This window comes from Rhodococcus sp. P-2 (assembly GCF_016598535.1).
In the GTDB taxonomy this organism is placed as follows: Bacteria; Actinomycetota; Actinomycetes; order Mycobacteriales; family Mycobacteriaceae; genus Rhodococcus_F; species Rhodococcus_F baikonurensis.
Genome location: NZ_CP066779.1, coordinates 4,960,418 through 4,977,301 on the forward strand (window position 1 = coordinate 4,960,418; position 16,884 = coordinate 4,977,301).

Below are 16,884 nucleotides of genomic sequence, written 5' to 3' on the forward strand. Positions count from 1 at the left end.
GTGGACGGCCCTGTGAGCATTCGGTCACGTGCTCGAAACGTACTCAACGAGCCTGTTACAGAATCGGGCGAATCGTATACGCGGGCGTCACCTGCGACGAGTTGATTTCGCGAAAACTGTCAATCGACAGTTATTCGCCTCTGAATCGCCTCGCCGAAGGAGTACGCCGTTGAGTGCAACAACCCCGGCTGCGCAGCCCACCACCGCATCCGCACTCGCCTCGTCACCTCACGACGACGGCGATCTCGCGGAGTTCGGTTACGAGCAGCAGCTGCATCGATCGCTGGGAAAGTTCGCGTCGTTCGCTGCGGGCTTCTCCTTCGTCTCCATTCTGACGACGATCTTCCAATTGTTCGGCCTCGGTTTCGGTTTCGCGGGTCCGGCGTTCTTCTGGACGTGGCCGGTCGTCTTCGTCGGCCAGTTCATGGTCGCGCTCAACTTCGCGGAACTCGCTGCCAGGTATCCGATTTCGGGAGCCATCTACCAGTGGTCGCGACGGATGGGCGGTGAGATAGTCGGCTGGTTCGCCGGGTGGTTCATGATTCTCGCTCAGATCGTCACTGCATCGGCTGCTGCCATCGCCTTGCAGGTCGTGCTTCCCAATGTGTGGAGCGGGTTCCAGATCATCGGCGAGGACAGTGCGCTCACCTCCTCGAGCGGTGCTGCCAATGCCGTGCTGCTCGGTTCGGTACTTCTGGTTCTGACCACCTTCATCAACTGCATCGGCGTCAACTGGATGTCGCGTATCAACAATATCGGTGTGACCTGCGAAATCGTCGGTGTCATCGCAGTGATCGGGATGTTCTTCACCCACGCTCAGCGCGGACCGGACGTCGTCTTCGACACCGGCAGTGCCGGCGGTCAGCCCGGATACGCCTGGGCGTGGATCATGTCCGGACTGATGGCCGCTTACGTCATGGTCGGCTTCGGTTCGGCAGGGGAGTTGGCCGAGGAGACCCGCAACCCCCGACGCGTCGCACCTCGTACGATCCGCCTCGCACTGTCCGCTTCCGCACTCGGCGGCGGCTTGATGATTCTCGGCGCGTTGATGGCAGCCCCCTCACTCACCGACGGACGCCTGGCCACGGAAGGTTTGCCGTACGTACTGACATCGATTCTGAGTTCGCCGTGGGGCACGGTCCTGTTGATCGACGTCTCGATCGCAGTGTTCGTGTGCACCTTGGCCATTCAGACTGCTGCTTCACGGCTGATGTTCTCCATGGCCCGCGACGGCCGGCTGCCTGCCTCGCAGATACTGGCAAAGGTCAATCCCCGCACCGGAACACCTATCGCACCGTCCGTCCTCATCGGCCTGATCTGCATAGCCGTTCTGGCCGTCAACGTGGGCAACTCGGCAATTTTCGCGACCCTGTCCAGCGTATGCATCATCTTGATCTACTTGGCCTACCTCATGGTGACCGTGCCGCTGCTGGTTCAGCGTCTCAAGGGTTGGCCGCGCACCGCTGTCGGCCCCAAGTTCGACGCCGAAGGCAAAAAGCTTTTCTCCCTGGGCATCTGGGGAGTCCCGGTCAACATCGCCGCGGTTGTGTACGGCGCGCTGATGGTGATCAACCTGTCCTGGCCACGAGCCGAGATCTTCAACCCCACGGGGGAGTACCCCATTCTGCAGTGGGCCGCGCCCATCACGATAGCGCTGGTGGTGGGGCTGGGAGTCGCCTGCTTCCCGCGCGGCCGCGCCACCCCGAATCCCGTCACGATCGGAGCCTGACCATGAGTACTCAGACCACCGCCGGAGCGCGCGAGCATGCCCGGTCCCAAGCTGGAACGATCACCGATTCCATGCCCGTATTGCCTGCTACGCATTGGCCGAACCCACCCGAGGACGTCGCTCCCGAACGTCTGACCTGGGCTGAAACCGTGCCGGGTGGGCGGTACACGACCAAGGTTCTCGCCCGTGGAACCCGATTGCGACTTCGCGACATCGCCGGCAGCGCCTGCGCAAACATCTTGCTCTATCGCGCCGACGCCCCCTGGGAGCGTCTCAACGTCGCCGATACCGTCAAGGTGCCATGGCAGGCCTATCTCGGCGTCGGGCACCCGTTGCTCTCCGATCAGGGGCGAGTACTTGCGACCGTGGTCGCGGACACGTCGGGTCACCACGATGCGTTCTGCGGAACGACGTCACGTGCCACCAACGAGGCGAAGTACGGGCAGGGTTCGTTGCACAGCGCCGCACCCGCCGGACGCGAACTGTTCACCGTCGCTGCCGCGAAGAACGGACTCGGGCCGCAGGACATTGCGCCTCCGTTGTCCTTCTTCCACGGTGTCCGCGTCGAGGCGGACGGCGCTCTCACCAGTACCGGATCCGCCGGCGCAGGCGCAACGGTCGATCTTCTCATCCACCTGCCGGTCATCGTGATGATCGCCAACACCGCGCACCCACTTGATCCGGCGCTGGAGTTTCCCACCACGTCCCTCGAAGTGCTCGCGTGGAATGCGGCCGACGAACTCGGCAGCCTTGCCGGCGGCGGGCCGGAATACCAACGCGCAGTGCTCAATACCGAAGATGCCTGGACGGCTTCGAACCTGGAGGAGATCGTATGACCACCACCTTGGATGTGCCCGCCCTCGTTCCCGGAACGGTGATCCTCGACGAGATTGCCGATGCATTCGGGCCGTGGTCCGCAGTTGTCCGCGCCGGTGACGTCCTGACCGTCGTCGATCTGCACGGAAACCAAGCCGTCGACACACTCGTCTACGCCAGTGACGATCACAGCGTTCGGTACTCGGCAGCAGCGACGGTCGCAGCCCAGAAGAACCTGTTTCTGTCCGCAGGCTCCGTGCTTCGCAGTGACGACGGAACGCCACTCATGACCCTGGTCGCGGACGAGGTCGGAAACCACGACACCGTGGGCGGCGCGTGCTCACAGGAATCGAACACCCTGCGGTACGGCCACCACACCAAACATCAGCACGCGTGCGTCGAGAACTTCCTCGTCGAGGGCGCCAGATGGGGGCTCGGTAAGCGGGACCTGGTGTCCAACATCAACTTCTTCATGAACGTCCCGGTCGACCCCGACGGCACGCTCGGGATCGTCGACGGGCTTTCAGCGCCAGGCAAGCGGCTCGCGTTGCGTGCCGAACGCGACGTGCTCGTCCTCGTGTCCAACTGCCCGCAGATCAACAACCCGTGCAACGGCTTCGATCCGACTGCCGTCCGCATGATAGTCACACGGCCGGAGGCAGACGAATGAACGCAAAACTGACCATCGTGCGTCCCGGAATGTTGACGACGGTTCAGGACTATCCAGGACGCGTCGGGTACTGGCAGATCGGAGTCCCACCGTCGGGCCCGATGGACGACCTGTCGTTTCGGTTGGGAAACACCGCACTCGGAAACCCCGAAGGTGCCCCCGGCATCGAATGCGCGATGGCCGGACCTGCGATGACGTTCGACGAGGACACCACGGTATGCGTCACGGGCGCCCCGGTGTCGGTGACGGTCGACGGCGCCGCACACGGTCAGTGGCGTCCCGTTTTCGTCCCCGCTGGAGCGGTGCTCGATGTCGGAACGGTCAGCGGCCCGGGACTGCGCATCTACGTACTCGTCCAGGGCGGAATCGAGACCGACGACTATCTCGGCAGCGCGTCGACCTTCACCCTCGGCAGGTTCGGTGGACACGAAGGGAGGACCCTGCGGGCGGGGGACGTTCTCAAACTCGGACAGGCGACCGGCGCAGTGGGAGCTGTTCCCGCCGAGCATGTTCCGGCGATACACACGTGCTGGGAACTTGCGGTGACCGAGGGCCCGCACGGGGCGCCGGAGTTCTTCACCCGCTCCGACATCGACACGCTGTACGCGACCGAGTACGAAGTCCATTTCAACTCCGACCGCACCGGAGTCCGGTTGATCGGTCCGAAACCTGACTGGGCCAGAACCACCGGCGGCGAAGCGGGACTTCACCCATCGAATATCCACGACAACGCGTATTCGATCGGTGCACTCGACTTCACCGGTGACACGCCCATCCTCCTCGGACCCGACGGACCGAGCCTCGGCGGCTTCGTCTGTCCGATCACGGTCGTGTCCGCTGATCGCTGGAAGCTCGGACAGTTGGCACCCGGGAACAAGATTCGCTTCGTACCGATCCGCGCCGAACGCGCAGCCTCCCGCCGTGACCTCGGAGTATCGCGTCGAGCGTCCAATTCGGTTGTGCATTCCTCCGGTGGTGACGGCGACGACGGCGTCATAGCCCGCCGTGACGGCGACACCGCGGTCACGTACCGGCGCTCAGGCGATGACAACGTGTTGGTCGAATACGGCGACATGAACCTCGACCTGGCCCTCCGTGCGCGTGCACATGCACTGCATCAGCGACTCGAAGCCGAGAAGCCGGCCGGACTACTCGATCTCACACCGGGAATCCGCAGCCTGCAGGTTCGCGTCGACCCGGACGTCCTGCCCGTCCGCAAGCTGATGGGAATGCTCGCCGAGGCGGAGGACACCTTGCCTGCTGCCAACGAACTCGTGGTGCCCAGTCGCACTGTGCGGATGCCACTGTCGTGGGACGACCCGGCTACGCGCGAAGCGATCCAGCGGTACATGCACGGCGTGCGTGCCGACGCGCCGTGGTGCCCGTGGAACATCGAGTTCATCCGCCGGATGAACGGTCTCGAATCCGTGAACGACGTGTTCGACACCGTCTTCGGCGCCGAATACATGGTGCTCGGACTCGGCGACGTCTACCTCGGGGCTCCGGTCGCGACGCCGCTCGACCCACGTCATCGTCTTGTCACGACCAAGTACAACCCGGCCCGCACCTGGACCCCGGAAAACGCCGTCGGGATCGGCGGGGCTTACCTCTGCATCTACGGCATGGAAGGCCCAGGTGGATACCAGTTCGTCGGACGTACGACGCAGGTCTGGAATCACCGTCATCCCGCGAAGTCCGGGCCGTTCGAGGAGGGCACTCCGTGGTTGCTGCGATTCTTCGACCGGATCTCCTGGTACCCCGTCGAGCCGGACGAGTTGATGGATCTGCGCGCGGACACCGCCGCCGGCCGCGGCGGGGGCGTCGAGATCGAGGACGGCAGCTTCTCGCTGGCCGAGCATCAAGAGTTCCTCGCGTCGAACTCGCGCTCGATCGAGGAGTTCCGCGCGATGCAGTCCGTCGCATTCGGGGCCGAGCGTCAACGCTGGTCCGACGCAGGGGAGTTCGCGCTGCCCGGTTGATGGTCGAATGAGCACCCTCCTCACTCAGCAAAAAGGTGTTCAGCCCACAGCGGTCGCCATCGTTGGTCATTGTGGAGGTCGACTACGTGAGCGACACTCAGACATGCGATTCGTGACACTGCCCCAAGGAAGCCTGGACGCGGACGAGTACGGCAGCCGGAACATCACCATGATGCAGCTCGCCCGTTCGGTGGACGGTGGAGAATTCAGGAGTCACTTCGCGTGGTGTCGACCGAACAGCCTGTTAGGGAAGCACTCTGCGAACCTCTGGCAGCTGTACGTCGTCGTGGACGGCTCGGGCTGGGTAGCCGAAGGCGACGGTCGGCGGGTCTCGATGGCGACAGGTGAGGCAGTGGTGTGGAGCCCTGGCGAGATCCACGAGTCCGGTTCGGATGACGGGATGCTTGTGGTGATAGTGCAAAGCGGCACTCCGTTCATCGGGCTCCTCAGCGAGTCAGAGCGCGATTGAACAGATCGATGAACGGGCGAGGCGACGGGGTTCCGGTGGGCCGGAAAGGCGCAGAGTCCCTCGACGCCGATACCCACTCGATTCTGCTCACCCGCGACAAGTCGAGCTGATGCCGGGTGTCGGCGGAGAGTCGGTGCAGGAAGAGGGTTCCGGTTCGCCCGTTTCCTTCCCGAAACGGGTGGGCATGATTGAGCGTCGAGTACACCGATGCGAGCGCGAACGACGCAGCGCCGTGATCGAGCGCTACCCAATCGACGGCGGCGATGATCTCTTCCACCTCGGACAGATAGTTCCGAATCGCCGAGACCGGCGCAAACGTCGCCGCACCTTTCCTGATGTCGACCGTTCTGATGTGGCCGGCCCACTGATACAGGTCTTGGAAAACGTGCTGGTGAAGCAGGAGTAGTTCGGCTGTGTCTCGCGTGTGCGGTACGAGGTCGCTGCCGAGGTGCGCCTCACCCAGGCGGAGCGCGGTCGCCGCGAACTCGAGTGATTGCAGGGCAGCGGGATCCCGCACGTCGAAGTTGTTCTCGAGTACCGACGTACCGCGATAGACGTACGGCGCTGATCTTCGCCAGCGGATCCGCGGGGGAATCGGTGACGACAGGCCGACAGCCCGCGCCAATTCCTGCTCGAAATATTCACGCCGAGAGAGTGTTCCGACGAGGACGGCTTCGAGTTCCGCGATCTGCTCATCGCTCGGATCCCAGCCTTCGAGGCCCTCGGCCGCCAGAACCTGTTCGAGCGCAGTGCGATTCACGGGTCGATGTCGGGTAGCGCCGACGCGGACGCGGCATATTCGAGTCGTCGTTGCACACCTGCGACTTCGCGCACCGCATTGCTCAGCAAGCTACGCGAGAGGGGAGTGAGTTCGGCGATCACGACTTCGTCGGTCGGGGGCCTACCCGCGGAGAATTGATCGGTCTGGTGGCGGACACGAATCTGCTGCAGCACCTCGAAAGATTCGATCAGTACCTGGGCGTCGTCGTCGAGTAGGAAACCACTTCCCGCTGCGGCTTTGAGGCGTTCGAGGGTCGAACTCGTGCGGGCGCCCACGGAAATCCCCGCCCATCGAGCGATGTTCACGATCGGTTGGACGGCGCTGGCTTTGAGGTCGACGGTTCCGGTCCGACGCGTCATCACGTCCTTGAACGAATGGAGCTTTGCCTTGTCGCCGACCGCTTCGCGAAGGAGCAGGCGCATCACTGCCGGGTGCAGTCGCAGTTGATCCAACGCCGCAGGACGAGGATCCAACGCAGGATCGCCCGCGACGACGCGGGCATCCCCGAGCATCGACAACATGACCAGGGCTTGGTCCTGATACGGATTGGACACCCATTTCCGCAGCGCAGTGCGCCATTGTGGGAGCGTCCGAGCAAACCTGGCCTGGGTCGCGACGGCGTTCTTGGTGTCGCGAGGGAACCCGCAGAGATCGAGGATGTCGTGGATGGTCTTCGCGGCGTCGGCTCCCTCGTGATGTGATTCGCCGCCCCACACCAGCGCACTGTCGATATCCGAAGAGGGGAGCGCTTCACGTCTGGCGACGCTGCCGAGCGACAGCCACGCGAAATCCGGTCGCTCGTCTCCGCCCACTACCAATTCGATCGCTCGCCTGACCGTCACGTCGATCAGCACCGCCAGCGTCGCACCGATGTCGAGCGGTGAGACCCGTGACGCCACCAATTCCGTCACCAGAACAGGGACCGCGCGGGCTGTTTCGACGAGGTGGGAGTCGTCCTGTGCCGTGGCGAGCGCTGCGCGCAGTTCGAAACCCTGATTGGTGGCCGAAGTCAGGAGGTCGCTGAGTTCGAGCACACCCATCAGTGCGCCTGCCTCGGTCACGACCGGGAGATGGCGCAATCCGTACTCGAGCATGTCGGTCACGGCGTCGGCGCCCAGTCGATCCGGATCGACTGTCACTGCTGACGGCGTCATCACCGTTGATACCGGCTGGTTGCTGTCGATACCACCGACTACCACGCGGGCACGTAGGTCACCTTCGGTGAAGATTCCGAAACCGGTTGTCTCCGTCGGGATCACAACAGCGCGGCGGCCCGCATCGGTCATCAACGTGGCGGCATCGCGGATGGTTGCCCGGCCGTCGCAGACAATTGCGGGCCCGCGCAACAGGTCTCGCACCCGGCGCATGGCGGGACTCTGCATGCCTTGCCCCGCCGAGTGCCCCGTCATGGGGTCATTGTCGCAGGTGTGTCCGTTTCAGGCAGCGGAGGGGGAGATGTCAGAGACCGCCGAGTCGCGAGAGTACGTCGAGAGCGGAATCTGCAGTACGCCAGAGCGCGTCGATCTCCTGTTCTGCGCCGGGACGTGTCTGCGGATTCTGGAGGGCGAATCCGTTGGCCAGTGTGATGGTGTTGTATCCGCTGTCGGCGGCGCGGAGCAGCAGTTCCGAGGGCTGCGAGTTTCCGGCCAATCGGTCGAGTCCTTCGCCGACGAAGTAGAACCGCCAGAGCGGCCCGAGATCGGCGTCGTACTCGGCCTTGGTGAGGGTTACGATCGAACCACCCTTGACGGCGATGGAATCGACGATCTTGTAGAAATCGGGGACATCCTCCGCAGTGGTTCCGGATGTGGCGACGGCGTGAGCGAGGTCGACGGTGAGATGGGCGTTGTAGCCGGCCATGGCGACTCGTGCCGGACTGGCGTCGCACTGACGCGTCAGGGTGAAGTAGTTGCTCCACGCCGGATCGGTGGGAGTGCCGGTGAACTCCGCATGGACGTTCACCAGGTACCTGCGCAGCAATTCGTAGCTGACGGAATGGGCCCACTCGTCATCGTCGAAGGCCGCAGGGTCTCGCTGCAGCGGCATCACCGCCTCGTGCTCCACAGCGTCGAGGCCGACGGAGAACAAGCCTCGCCAATCGTGGTGTGAGACGAGGATCGACGTGATCTCACGATGCCGTTCGACAGCGGTCTCCAGACGCGGTAGTCCAGCGCCGGTCAGCGTCGTGACGTCGCTGAGTTCGGCAATCCGGCCCACCTCGGCATTGCTCAGCGGGCTGCCACAGGCCGTCGAAAGACTCTCGCCCGGATCTGCGAGTGCAGAGCCGGGCGAGAGGAAGGTGGACGCGAGGAAAGTGACGGTGATGCCGAGCGCGAGCGTCAACGGATACAGCCGCATCGGTGTCATCGGCTCAGACTAGGCGCCCACTTTCGCAAATGTCCGGATTGGCGATCAGCTGATAACCGCGTCGGCCTCGATCTCGATGAGCAGAGCGGGGTCGATCAGCGAGCTGACCTCGAGGATCGTGGTGGCGGGACGAATTTCGCCGAACACTTCGCCGTGGGCGAGAGCGGCCTGCTCCCACTGCGTCATGTCGCGAAGGTACATGCGAGTGCGGATGACGTCGCCGAGGGTGGCGCCTGCCTCGGCCAGTGCTGCCTTGATGGTTTCGAGCGCTGCGCGAGTCTGATCGGTGAGGGTCTCACCAGGAGCGGTGGTGCCGGAGACTGCGATCTGGTTACCGATGCGCACGGCGCGGGAGTAACCGATCTTCGGTTCCCATTCGGAACCGGACGAAATGTTGATTCTGTTCGGCGTGCTTGTGTTCGACATGCGAGGAATTGTGCCAACAACTCACCGGCCGTGGTGAGGCACGGTCGGCTATTCGCTTCATCTTGACATAGCTTAGAACAAGTGTTCGACTTGGGGCCATGAGGTGGTCGGGTCAGGCATTGGATGCAGATGACGGAGCGCTACCCGGACTCGAACGGGCCGGGTTGGTGCGCTCCGTGCAGACTCCCGAGTTCGAGGGAATCACGTTTCACGAGGTGCTCTGCAAGAGCGCGCTCAACAAGATGCCCGAAGAGTCGACGTTGCCGTTCAGCTTCACCGTCAACGCTTTTCGTGGTTGCTCGCACGCATGCCGATATTGCTTCGCGAGACCGAGTCACGAGTATCTCGACCTCGACGCCGGCGCGGATTTCGACTCCCAAGTGGTCGTGAAGACGAACATCGCCGCGGTGCTCCGTAAGGAGTTGGCGCGAAAGTCCTGGAAACGGGAGGCGGTGGCACTGGGCACCAACACAGATCCCTATCAGCGAGCCGAGGGCCGATACCGCTTGATGCCCGGCATCATTCGCGCGTTGACCGAATCGGGAACTCCCTTCTCGATCTTGACGAAGGGAACTCTGCTCCGACGGGATCTGCCGCTGTTGAAAATGGCGGCGGCGCAGGTCGACGTCGGAATCGGAGTGTCGTTGGCGATCAACGACGCAGCCCTTCAGAAGCAGATCGAGCCTGGTACCCCGTCGCCGCGGGCGCGTCTCGAGATGATCCGCGCCATCACCGATGCCGGATTCTCGTGCAATGTCATGGTGGCGCCGGTCATTCCGTTCCTCACCGATTCCACCAGTCACCTCGACGGTCTGTTCGAGGCACTGTCGGAGGCAGGCGCGAGCAGCGTGACGGTCTTTCCGATGCACCTGCGCGGGAGTACTCGGGGTTGGTTCATGAATTGGCTTGCTCAGGAACACCCGGCGCTCATCCGTCGCTACCGCGAGCTGTACGGGCGGGGTGCGTATGTCACGCCCGAGTACAAGCGCTGGCTTGCAAGCCGTGTCGAGCCACTGGTCGAGCGTCATGGGTTGGGTGGTCGCTCGGAGCATCGAGACGTCAGTGCAGCCGGCATCGAATCGCGCGAGGCGCCTCGGGAACTGGTGGGTGCGGGAGCAGCTCTTACCTTGTTCTGACGGCCGTGGGCGCGTAAATCGGAGGCGCCCCGGACGTTTGCCGGGCTACATTCGCCTGGTGCTACTCACACTGACGTCCACCCCGACCTCGCAGACTCCTGATGCGACCGCGTTGAGCTACCTGCTGCACAAACATCCCGACCGCGTGCAAAGCTTCGACTTGGCGATCGGCACCGCCACGGTTCTGTACCCGGAGTCCTCGGCCGAGAAGACAACTGTGGCAGTGATTGTGGACGTCGACCCCATCGAACTTGTGCAGAGTAGGTATCGACGCGGCAAGAGTGGCGACAACTTTTCGCTGGGGGAGTACGTCAACGATCGGCCGTATGCGGCGTCGTCCATCCTCTCGGTTGCCCTGTCGAAGCTGTTTCGCACCGCGTTGACGGGAACGTGCAAGTCACACCCGGAACTCGTCGGAGCCGAACTCGCGTTGACCGTCTCGATTCCGGTGGTTCCGTGTGGCGGCGATGCGGATTTGCCTCGTCGGCTGTTCGAGCCGCTGGGCTGGGATGTAACCGCGATACCGGTGCAGCTTGATCCGCACCTGCCGACGTGGGGAAACTCCGACTTCGTATCGCTGACGCTCACCGGGGAACACACGGTGCAGAGCGCCCTGCGGCACCTCTACGTGCTGTTGCCGGTCCTCGACGACGTGAAGCACTACTGGGTGGGACCCGACGAGGCAGACAAATTGATCCGCGTCGCTGGAGAGTGGTTGGCGTCGCATCCGGATTCCGCGCTGATCATGTCCCGCTACCTGGCTCGTCGACGCGACCTGGTCGAATCGGTGGTCGATCGACTGATTCCCGAACAAGCCGAGGCGCAGATCGAAGTACCGCGACCGGATCCGCCGCTGGCGAGGCTTCGCGTCGACGCAGTGTCGGCGACGCTTCAGCGACTGCCCGTGCGAACGATCGTCGACATCGGTTGCGGCGAAGGGAAACTGATCGAGGCACTGATGCCGCACGCTCGATTCGACAAACTTGTCGGGGTGGACGTGAGCGCGCGCGAACTGACGCGTGCGCAGCGGAGATTGAAGTTCACCGAAATGTCCGACGTCCAGCGTGAACGGGTGTCTTTGATGCAGTCGTCGGCGACTTACCGCGATGCACGGATGAAAGGCTTCGACGCAGCCGTGCACATGGAAGTGATCGAGCATGTCGATGCTGCGCGGTTGCCTGCCCTGGTCAGATCGGTCTTCGTGGACGCAGCACCGCAGTACGTGCTGATGACAACTCCGAATGCCGACTACAACGTGCTGTATCCGGCGTTGGCGGAGGGAGAGTTCAGGCACCCGGACCACAGGTTCGAGTTCTCCCGAACCCAATTCGGCGACTGGGCAACCGAAACGGCCCGAGCCTACGGGTATTCCGTGGAGTTCGAATTCGTCGGAGCCATCGATCCGGCCCTCGGCGGGCCGACTCAGATGGCGATCTTCACGAAGGAGGCACGAACGTCATGACGGTGTACGAGATTCCAGACCTCGCTCTTGTAGTACTCATCGGTGTCAGTGGCTCGGGAAAGTCGACCTTCGCGGCGCGTCACTTCGGTGACTTCGAAACTCTCTCGAGTGACACCTTCCGTGGGTGGGTCAGTGACGATCCGAACTCACAGGAATCGACGTCCGACGCTTTCGAAGTGCTGGAGTTCGTCGCAGCCAAGCGTCTGCGACGCGGACGTCTCACGGTTGTCGACGCGACCAACGTCCAGCCCGCTGCGCGCAAGCGGCTCGTTGCGTTGGCACGCGAGCACGACATACTGCCGGTGGCAGTCGTGCTCGATGTTCCGGAATCGGTGTGTTCGGCACGAAACGACGCTCGCTCTGATCGGACGTTCGGACGCGACGTCATTCGCCGCCAGCACCAACAGTTGACTCGCTCGCTCCGAGGTTTGGGTAAGGAAGGTTTCCGTTCGGTTCACATCCTCAGAGGTGAGGACGCGGTTTCCGAAGCCACATTCTCGCGCCACCCGCTGCGCAGCGATCTGCGTGTCGAGCATGGCCCGTTCGACGTCATCGGCGACGTCCACGGATGTCGAAGTGAGCTCGAGTCGCTCCTCGTGAAACTCGGCTACACCCTCGACTACGGGACGGATGGCCGGGCTGTCGATGCGGTGCCGCCGGACGGGCGAACTGCCGTCTTCCTCGGGGACTACGTGGATCGGGGACCGGACTCGGTCGGTGTGCTGCGTCTGGTCATGGGGATGGTCGCGGCGGGACATGCGATAGCAGTTCCGGGTAACCACGAGAACAAACTCGTCAAAGCGCTTCGGGGTAAGAAGGTCACGGCCAGTCACGGACTGGCCGAGACGCTCGAGCAGCTTGCCGCCGAGTCGGCGGAGTTCCGCGAAAGCGTCGTCGACTTCTGTGACGGCCTCGTGGCGCACCTCGTCCTGGACGACGGCAAACTCGTCGTCGCACACGCCGGTCTCAAGGAGGACTACCACAACAGGGCGTCCGGCCGGGTGCGAAGCTTTGCGCTCTACGGTGAAACCACCGGTGAGACTGACGAATTCGGCTTGCCTGTTCGATACCCGTGGGGGCAGGACTACCGAGGATCAGCCATGGTCCTCTACGGTCACACGCCGGTGCTCGAGGTGGAATGGATCAACAACACCGCGTGCCTCGATACCGGGTGCGTCTTCGGTGGATCCCTCACCGCTCTTCGATACCCGGAACGAGAGATCGTGTCGGTTCCGGCGGAGCGGGTTTGGTACGAGCCGGTGGTGCCGCTGGCTGCGCCGACTCGCGATCCGGATGTGCTCGATCTCGCCGACGTCCTCGAAACGACCGGCGTCGACACCGAACTGCGCGGGCGAGTGTCCGTTCGCACCGACAACGCCGCCGGCGCCTTGGAAGTGATGAGCCGATTCGCGGTCGCCCCGCAATGGCTGCGGTACCTACCGCCGACCATGGCGCCCTGCGCGACGGCTCAGTCCGACGACTATCTGGAACACCCGTCGACCGCGTTCGACGCATACCGGGCCGGCGGAATCGGAACAGTGATCTGCGAAGAGAAGCACATGGGTTCGCGGGCAGTGGTGCTCGTGTGCCGTGATCGATCGGTTGCTCAGTCCCGCTTCGACGCACCGGATTCGCTCACCGGGATGGTGCACACCCGCACCGGCCGTCAGTTCTTCGGCGACGGCCTGACTCAGCAGTTGATCGACGACATCGCCGCCGCAGCCACAGCAGCGGGGTTGTGGGAAGAGTTGGGCACCGACTGGCTGCTCCTCGACTGCGAACTGTTGCCGTGGAACGTCAAAGCGGAGGGTCTGCTGCGCTCGCAGTACGCGTCGGTCGCGGCGGCAGGGCGATCAGACCTCGCCGCTCGCGAGGCCGTGTTGGCGCAGGCAGGTTCGCGGGGCCTGGACGTGGCGGAAATGTTCGAACAGACAACTGTTCGGGCTGCCAGTATCGACCGCTTCGGTGAGGCCTACCGACGGTATGTGTGGCCGACGAACGGACTGGACGGCGTCACCATCGCGCCCTTCCAGATTCTTGCGACCGAGGGCCAGTCGTACGGGGAACGGGATCACGAATGGCACCTCGGTATTTCGGACCGCCTGGCCGCGGCCGACCCGAATCGATTTACCACCACGCGTCGACTGGTAGTCGATCTCGGTTCCGAGGACTCGGTGTCCGAAGCGACGAAGTGGTGGGAGTCACTGACCGCTGACGGTGGTGAGGGGATGGTCGTCAAACCTCTGGCGAATCAGATCCACGGACCGCGGGGGTACAACGCGAAGGTACAACCGGGCATCAAGGTTCGCGGCCGGGAGTACCTGCGATTGATCTACGGTGCCGACTACCTCGAACCGTCGACGCTTGCTCGGCTACGCAATCGCAACCTCGGGCACAAGCAGTCGATGGCGCTGCGCGAGTACGCGCTCGGCATGGAGGCAGTCTCCAGGCTCGTCGACCGTGAACCTTTGTGGCGAGCGCACCAGGCCGTGTTCGCGGTGTTGGCTCTCGAATCGGAGCCGGTCGACCCGCGGTTGTGACGGCCGGTGCCGGGGCTCGGATTGATACCGTCGGGTATGGGTGTGATTACTCGCTTGGACGGTTTCAACCGACGCCATCCGTGGAGTCACAACGATCACTACGGCCGGTGGATTCTACGTAATCTGCGCGGGGTCAGGTCCGCTCGTGCTCTCGACGTGGGGTGCGGGACGGGCAATCTGATCGAACTCTTGCGTCGGCGGTTCGACGTGGTGGTCGGTGTGGAACCCGACCCCACGACCTGGTGTCGGCTTCGGTTTGTCTCGCTTGTTCCGATGGCGCTGGTCGACCGGCATCTCAGGCAGCGCACGATGCAGCGAGAAAGCGATGATCACTGCCACCACACCGATTGCCGCCGACGCAGTTCGCCAACCCCAGGATTGGCCGATCGCCGAGGAAAGTGGACCCCCGAGAACAAAAGCGAGAGACGTTCCGGCATACACCATCGCGATTGCCTTGCCCTGTTGTCCGCGCGGAACCAGGGTGGCTGCGACCGGGGCAACGACAGCCCAGAACACTCCGTGCGTCGCAGCGCAGAGCAATCGTCCGATCACCAGCATCGGATAGTTGACGGCGCACGCTGCGACCAGTTGCGACACCGCGAGGGTGGCCACCGTCAGAACGACGACGCGTCGGCGCGGCCAGGTTTTGACCGCTCCGATCAGCGGAAGAGTCAAGGCCGCGACACCGTATGCGTAGAAGGTCAGCAGTAGGCCGACACGCCCTTCGGTGACGTCGAGGTCCGTCGAGATTTCGCTGAGCAGTCCAACGGGGAGCATTTCGGCCGTCACGTAGGCGAAGGCTGCTCCGGCCAGGGTCATCAGCCGGAGCGTGGTTGCCTTGGGCAGTCGAGCGGTCATGTTGTGTAACGATACATGTATCGATACACACCTGCGCAATCGATATTTTGCACTCGCTATGCTGATGCTCATGGCCACACGTGCGCAGCGTTCGAGTCGACCGACGATGGCCGACGTCGCCAAGGCCGCAGGGGTGTCGGTGATGTCGGTGTCGTACTCCTTCGCACAGCCCGAGCGCGTGTCGGAATCAACGCGGGCCAAGGTGTTCGCGGCTGCTGAAGAACTCGAGTACGCGGGCCCCAACCGGGCGGCGCAGTCCTTGCGAAGCGGGAAATTCAACAACATTGCGGTCGTCTTCAGCGAGAAGCTGACTTACGCCTTCGAAGACGCAGTAGCCCGGCGGTTTCTCTCGGGAGTGGCCGAAGCGTGCCTGGATGCGAACGCCGGGTTGATGATGCTGCCGAACTCGGGGAAACCTGGAGACGTCGACAGAGTTCGCGACGCAGCAGTAGACGGCTTTGTCGTCTGGACCACCGTCTTCGACGATCCCATCCTCGAAGCGATCGTCGGCACCGGAAAACCCGCATGCATCCAGGGTGGGCCCCTGCACGAGGGTGTGGATCTCGTCGGGATGGACGATGTTGCCGGCGCCGTTGCGATCGCGGCGGTCGGGTTGTCGGAGGCGCAGCGGCCTGTGGTGATCAGCCTTCCGTGGGATCGTGAGCGTCGGTCCGAGATTCGGATGGACGTGGATCCAGGTGAAGCGTTGTTTCCGGTGTCCCGCCATCGGCTCGAGGGCTACGAACGCGGCGTCCGCAACGCCGGCCTCGAGTGGTCCTCGGTGCGGGTGGGGGTCGTCACCGTCAACGAGCGGAGCGAAGGGTCTCGGATGGCTCGGTCCTTGCTCGACGTTCCGGTGAGCCGAAGGCCCGATGTCATCCTGGCGATGAGCGACGAACTGGCTCTGGGGGCTCTGGACGCGATCCGTGAACTCGGCCTCGCGCTGCCCGACGATGTCGCAGTCGTCGGATGGGACGACACAACAGCTGCATCGGACGCCGGCTTGACCACAGTTCGCCAGTCCCTCTTCGATCAGGGACGTAACGCAGCTCGCGTGGTTCTCGGGCTGGACGATGCGGTCGAGCCGGTCGAATGGTCGGTGCGTCGGCGAACTTCGACACGATGATCACGCCGGTAGTGGTCGACGCTCTGCGTCTTCGGTGGTTTGTTCCTCCCGAAGTGGGGGAGACCGTCCGGTGGGGACTCTTGTGGAATGTCGACAGCCCGCGCAGATGGGCGGTCGCCGAAGCCGCGGGCGCTTTGCAACTATGTGCCGGAACTCCTCGTGACGGCACAAACGCCCGTCAGGCGTGGACCGATTTCGACGAGAATGCCTCCACCACCGGAGTGGTTCGCCGTCTTCGGCTCATGTCGTTGGAGTCCGACATGCTGCCCGACCCGAAGTTTCCGCACGGCCCGAACTGGGGTTGGGCTACGAGGCAATTCGTGCCCGGGTCCGAGCGGTTCTACGAGTTGGCCCGTGCGCCTCGCGCGTTGCGCTCGTATCAGCTGACCGATCGTGAATGGGGGCCGCGGCGCGAGGACTTCTTGCTCGTCGACCTCGAGACGGCTTCTTGATCGCTGGACCTGGCACCGTTTTCATCCAGTGAGCACAGGCTCCAGCTGACCGGAAACAGTCTCTGCTCGATGA

The 16,884-nt window shown here is 63.5% G+C and carries 14 protein-coding genes and 2 pseudogenes; 11 read left to right on the forward strand and 5 right to left on the reverse strand.

Annotation, left to right across the window (positions count from 1 at the left end):
- The first annotated feature begins 169 nt into the window (after positions 1-169).
- The 5 genes from I7X09_RS23250 (at position 170) to I7X09_RS23270 (ending at position 5,663) form a co-directional block, all read left to right on the forward strand.
- A complete protein-coding gene (locus I7X09_RS23250; RefSeq protein ID WP_095970248.1) occupies positions 170-1,729 on the forward strand; it encodes an amino acid permease in 1,560 nt (519 codons plus the stop codon).
- Positions 1,730-1,731: 2 nt separating this feature from the next.
- Positions 1,732-2,565 (forward strand): urea amidolyase associated protein UAAP1, encoded by an 834-nt coding sequence (locus I7X09_RS23255; protein ID WP_200313898.1) that lies wholly within the window; start codon positions 1,732-1,734, stop codon positions 2,563-2,565.
- Complete coding sequence (locus I7X09_RS23260) at positions 2,562-3,215, forward strand: urea amidolyase associated protein UAAP2 (RefSeq protein WP_200313900.1); 654 nt, start codon at positions 2,562-2,564, stop codon at positions 3,213-3,215. The genes I7X09_RS23255 and I7X09_RS23260 overlap by 4 nt, the downstream gene beginning before the upstream one ends.
- Positions 3,212-5,194, forward strand: a complete 1,983-nt coding sequence (locus tag I7X09_RS23265) for a 5-oxoprolinase/urea amidolyase family protein (protein WP_200313903.1) — start codon at positions 3,212-3,214, stop codon at positions 5,192-5,194. The genes I7X09_RS23260 and I7X09_RS23265 overlap by 4 nt, the downstream gene beginning before the upstream one ends.
- A gap of 103 nt (positions 5,195-5,297) precedes the next feature.
- Positions 5,298-5,663: an AraC family ligand binding domain-containing protein gene (locus tag I7X09_RS23270; protein WP_200313905.1), complete on the forward strand. Its 366-nt coding sequence runs from the start codon at positions 5,298-5,300 to the stop codon at positions 5,661-5,663.
- On the opposite strand, the gene I7X09_RS23275 is transcribed toward I7X09_RS23270, so the two are convergent.
- From I7X09_RS23275 to I7X09_RS23290, 4 genes are read right to left on the reverse strand one after another with little or no spacing between them, the layout of a single operon-like run.
- The gene (locus I7X09_RS23275; RefSeq protein ID WP_200313907.1) at positions 5,641-6,423 is read right to left on the reverse strand and encodes a Fic/DOC family protein; all 783 of its coding nucleotides are present in this window, start codon (positions 6,421-6,423) and stop codon (positions 5,641-5,643) included. The genes I7X09_RS23270 and I7X09_RS23275 overlap by 23 nt on opposite strands.
- Positions 6,420-7,853, reverse strand: coding sequence for a putative nucleotidyltransferase substrate binding domain-containing protein (locus tag I7X09_RS23280; protein ID WP_234036688.1), 1,434 nt, complete (start codon positions 7,851-7,853; stop codon positions 6,420-6,422). The genes I7X09_RS23275 and I7X09_RS23280 overlap by 4 nt, the downstream gene beginning before the upstream one ends.
- Positions 7,854-7,902: 49 nt before the next feature.
- On the reverse strand, positions 7,903-8,802 hold the full coding sequence (locus tag I7X09_RS23285) for a DUF5995 family protein (protein WP_200318063.1): 900 nt from the start codon (positions 8,800-8,802) through the stop codon (positions 7,903-7,905).
- A gap of 54 nt (positions 8,803-8,856) precedes the next feature.
- Positions 8,857-9,237 carry a RidA family protein gene (locus tag I7X09_RS23290; protein ID WP_095970242.1) on the reverse strand — a complete coding sequence of 127 codons (381 nt, stop codon included), beginning with the start codon at positions 9,235-9,237 and terminating at the stop codon, positions 8,857-8,859.
- A gap of 98 nt (positions 9,238-9,335) precedes the next feature.
- Between I7X09_RS23290 and I7X09_RS23295 the strand changes: the two genes are divergently transcribed.
- The 4 genes and pseudogenes from I7X09_RS23295 to I7X09_RS23310 form a co-directional block, all read left to right on the forward strand.
- Positions 9,336-10,373 carry an Rv2578c family radical SAM protein gene (locus I7X09_RS23295; RefSeq protein WP_095970241.1) on the forward strand — a complete coding sequence of 346 codons (1,038 nt, stop codon included), beginning with the start codon at positions 9,336-9,338 and terminating at the stop codon, positions 10,371-10,373.
- Positions 10,374-10,410: 37 nt separating this feature from the next.
- A complete protein-coding gene (locus tag I7X09_RS23300; RefSeq protein ID WP_200313909.1) occupies positions 10,411-11,835 on the forward strand; it encodes a 3' terminal RNA ribose 2'-O-methyltransferase Hen1 in 1,425 nt (474 codons plus the stop codon).
- Positions 11,832-14,375 carry a polynucleotide kinase-phosphatase gene (locus tag I7X09_RS23305; protein WP_200313911.1) on the forward strand — a complete coding sequence of 848 codons (2,544 nt, stop codon included), beginning with the start codon at positions 11,832-11,834 and terminating at the stop codon, positions 14,373-14,375. The genes I7X09_RS23300 and I7X09_RS23305 overlap by 4 nt, the downstream gene beginning before the upstream one ends.
- A 36-nt stretch (positions 14,376-14,411) precedes the next feature.
- Positions 14,412-14,600 (forward strand): annotated as a pseudogene (locus I7X09_RS23310) (SAM-dependent methyltransferase); the annotation flags it as partial.
- Between the two features lie 90 nt (positions 14,601-14,690).
- Here I7X09_RS23310 and I7X09_RS23315 read toward each other — a convergent pair.
- Positions 14,691-15,305, reverse strand: a pseudogene (locus tag I7X09_RS23315) (MFS transporter); the annotation flags it as partial.
- Between I7X09_RS23315 and I7X09_RS23320 the strand changes: the two are divergent.
- Together I7X09_RS23320 and I7X09_RS23325 are read left to right on the forward strand one after the other, a co-directional pair.
- Positions 15,304-16,359 carry a LacI family DNA-binding transcriptional regulator gene (locus I7X09_RS23320; protein ID WP_234036689.1) on the forward strand — a complete coding sequence of 352 codons (1,056 nt, stop codon included), beginning with the start codon at positions 15,304-15,306 and terminating at the stop codon, positions 16,357-16,359. The pseudogene I7X09_RS23315 and the gene I7X09_RS23320 overlap by 2 nt on opposite strands.
- Positions 16,356-16,811 (forward strand): hypothetical protein, encoded by a 456-nt coding sequence (locus I7X09_RS23325; protein WP_234036690.1) that lies wholly within the window; start codon positions 16,356-16,358, stop codon positions 16,809-16,811. Before I7X09_RS23320 ends, I7X09_RS23325 begins: the two co-directional genes overlap by 4 nt.
- The last annotated feature ends 73 nt before the right edge of the window (positions 16,812-16,884 follow it).

What these genes read in the sequence shown, in the direction of transcription:
- I7X09_RS23265 (WP_200313903.1), top strand. Translation starts at nt 3,212, where the DNA reads ATGAACGCAAAACTGACCATCGTGCGTCCCGGAATGTTGACGACGGTT.
- I7X09_RS23295 (WP_095970241.1), top strand. Translation starts at nt 9,336, where the DNA reads ATGAGGTGGTCGGGTCAGGCATTGGATGCAGATGACGGAGCGCTACCC.
- I7X09_RS23260 (WP_200313900.1), top strand. Translation starts at nt 2,562, where the DNA reads ATGACCACCACCTTGGATGTGCCCGCCCTCGTTCCCGGAACGGTGATC.
- I7X09_RS23290 (WP_095970242.1), bottom strand. Translation starts at nt 9,237, where the DNA reads ATGTCGAACACAAGCACGCCGAACAGAATCAACATTTCGTCCGGTTCC.
- I7X09_RS23325 (WP_234036690.1), top strand. Translation starts at nt 16,356, where the DNA reads ATGATCACGCCGGTAGTGGTCGACGCTCTGCGTCTTCGGTGGTTTGTT.
- I7X09_RS23280 (WP_234036688.1), bottom strand. Translation starts at nt 7,853, where the DNA reads ATGACGGGGCACTCGGCGGGGCAAGGCATGCAGAGTCCCGCCATGCGC.
- I7X09_RS23270 (WP_200313905.1), top strand. Translation starts at nt 5,298, where the DNA reads ATGCGATTCGTGACACTGCCCCAAGGAAGCCTGGACGCGGACGAGTAC.
- I7X09_RS23320 (WP_234036689.1), top strand. Translation starts at nt 15,304, where the DNA reads ATGGCCACACGTGCGCAGCGTTCGAGTCGACCGACGATGGCCGACGTC.
- I7X09_RS23305 (WP_200313911.1), top strand. Translation starts at nt 11,832, where the DNA reads ATGACGGTGTACGAGATTCCAGACCTCGCTCTTGTAGTACTCATCGGT.
- I7X09_RS23285 (WP_200318063.1), bottom strand. Translation starts at nt 8,802, where the DNA reads ATGCGGCTGTATCCGTTGACGCTCGCGCTCGGCATCACCGTCACTTTC.
- I7X09_RS23255 (WP_200313898.1), top strand. Translation starts at nt 1,732, where the DNA reads ATGAGTACTCAGACCACCGCCGGAGCGCGCGAGCATGCCCGGTCCCAA.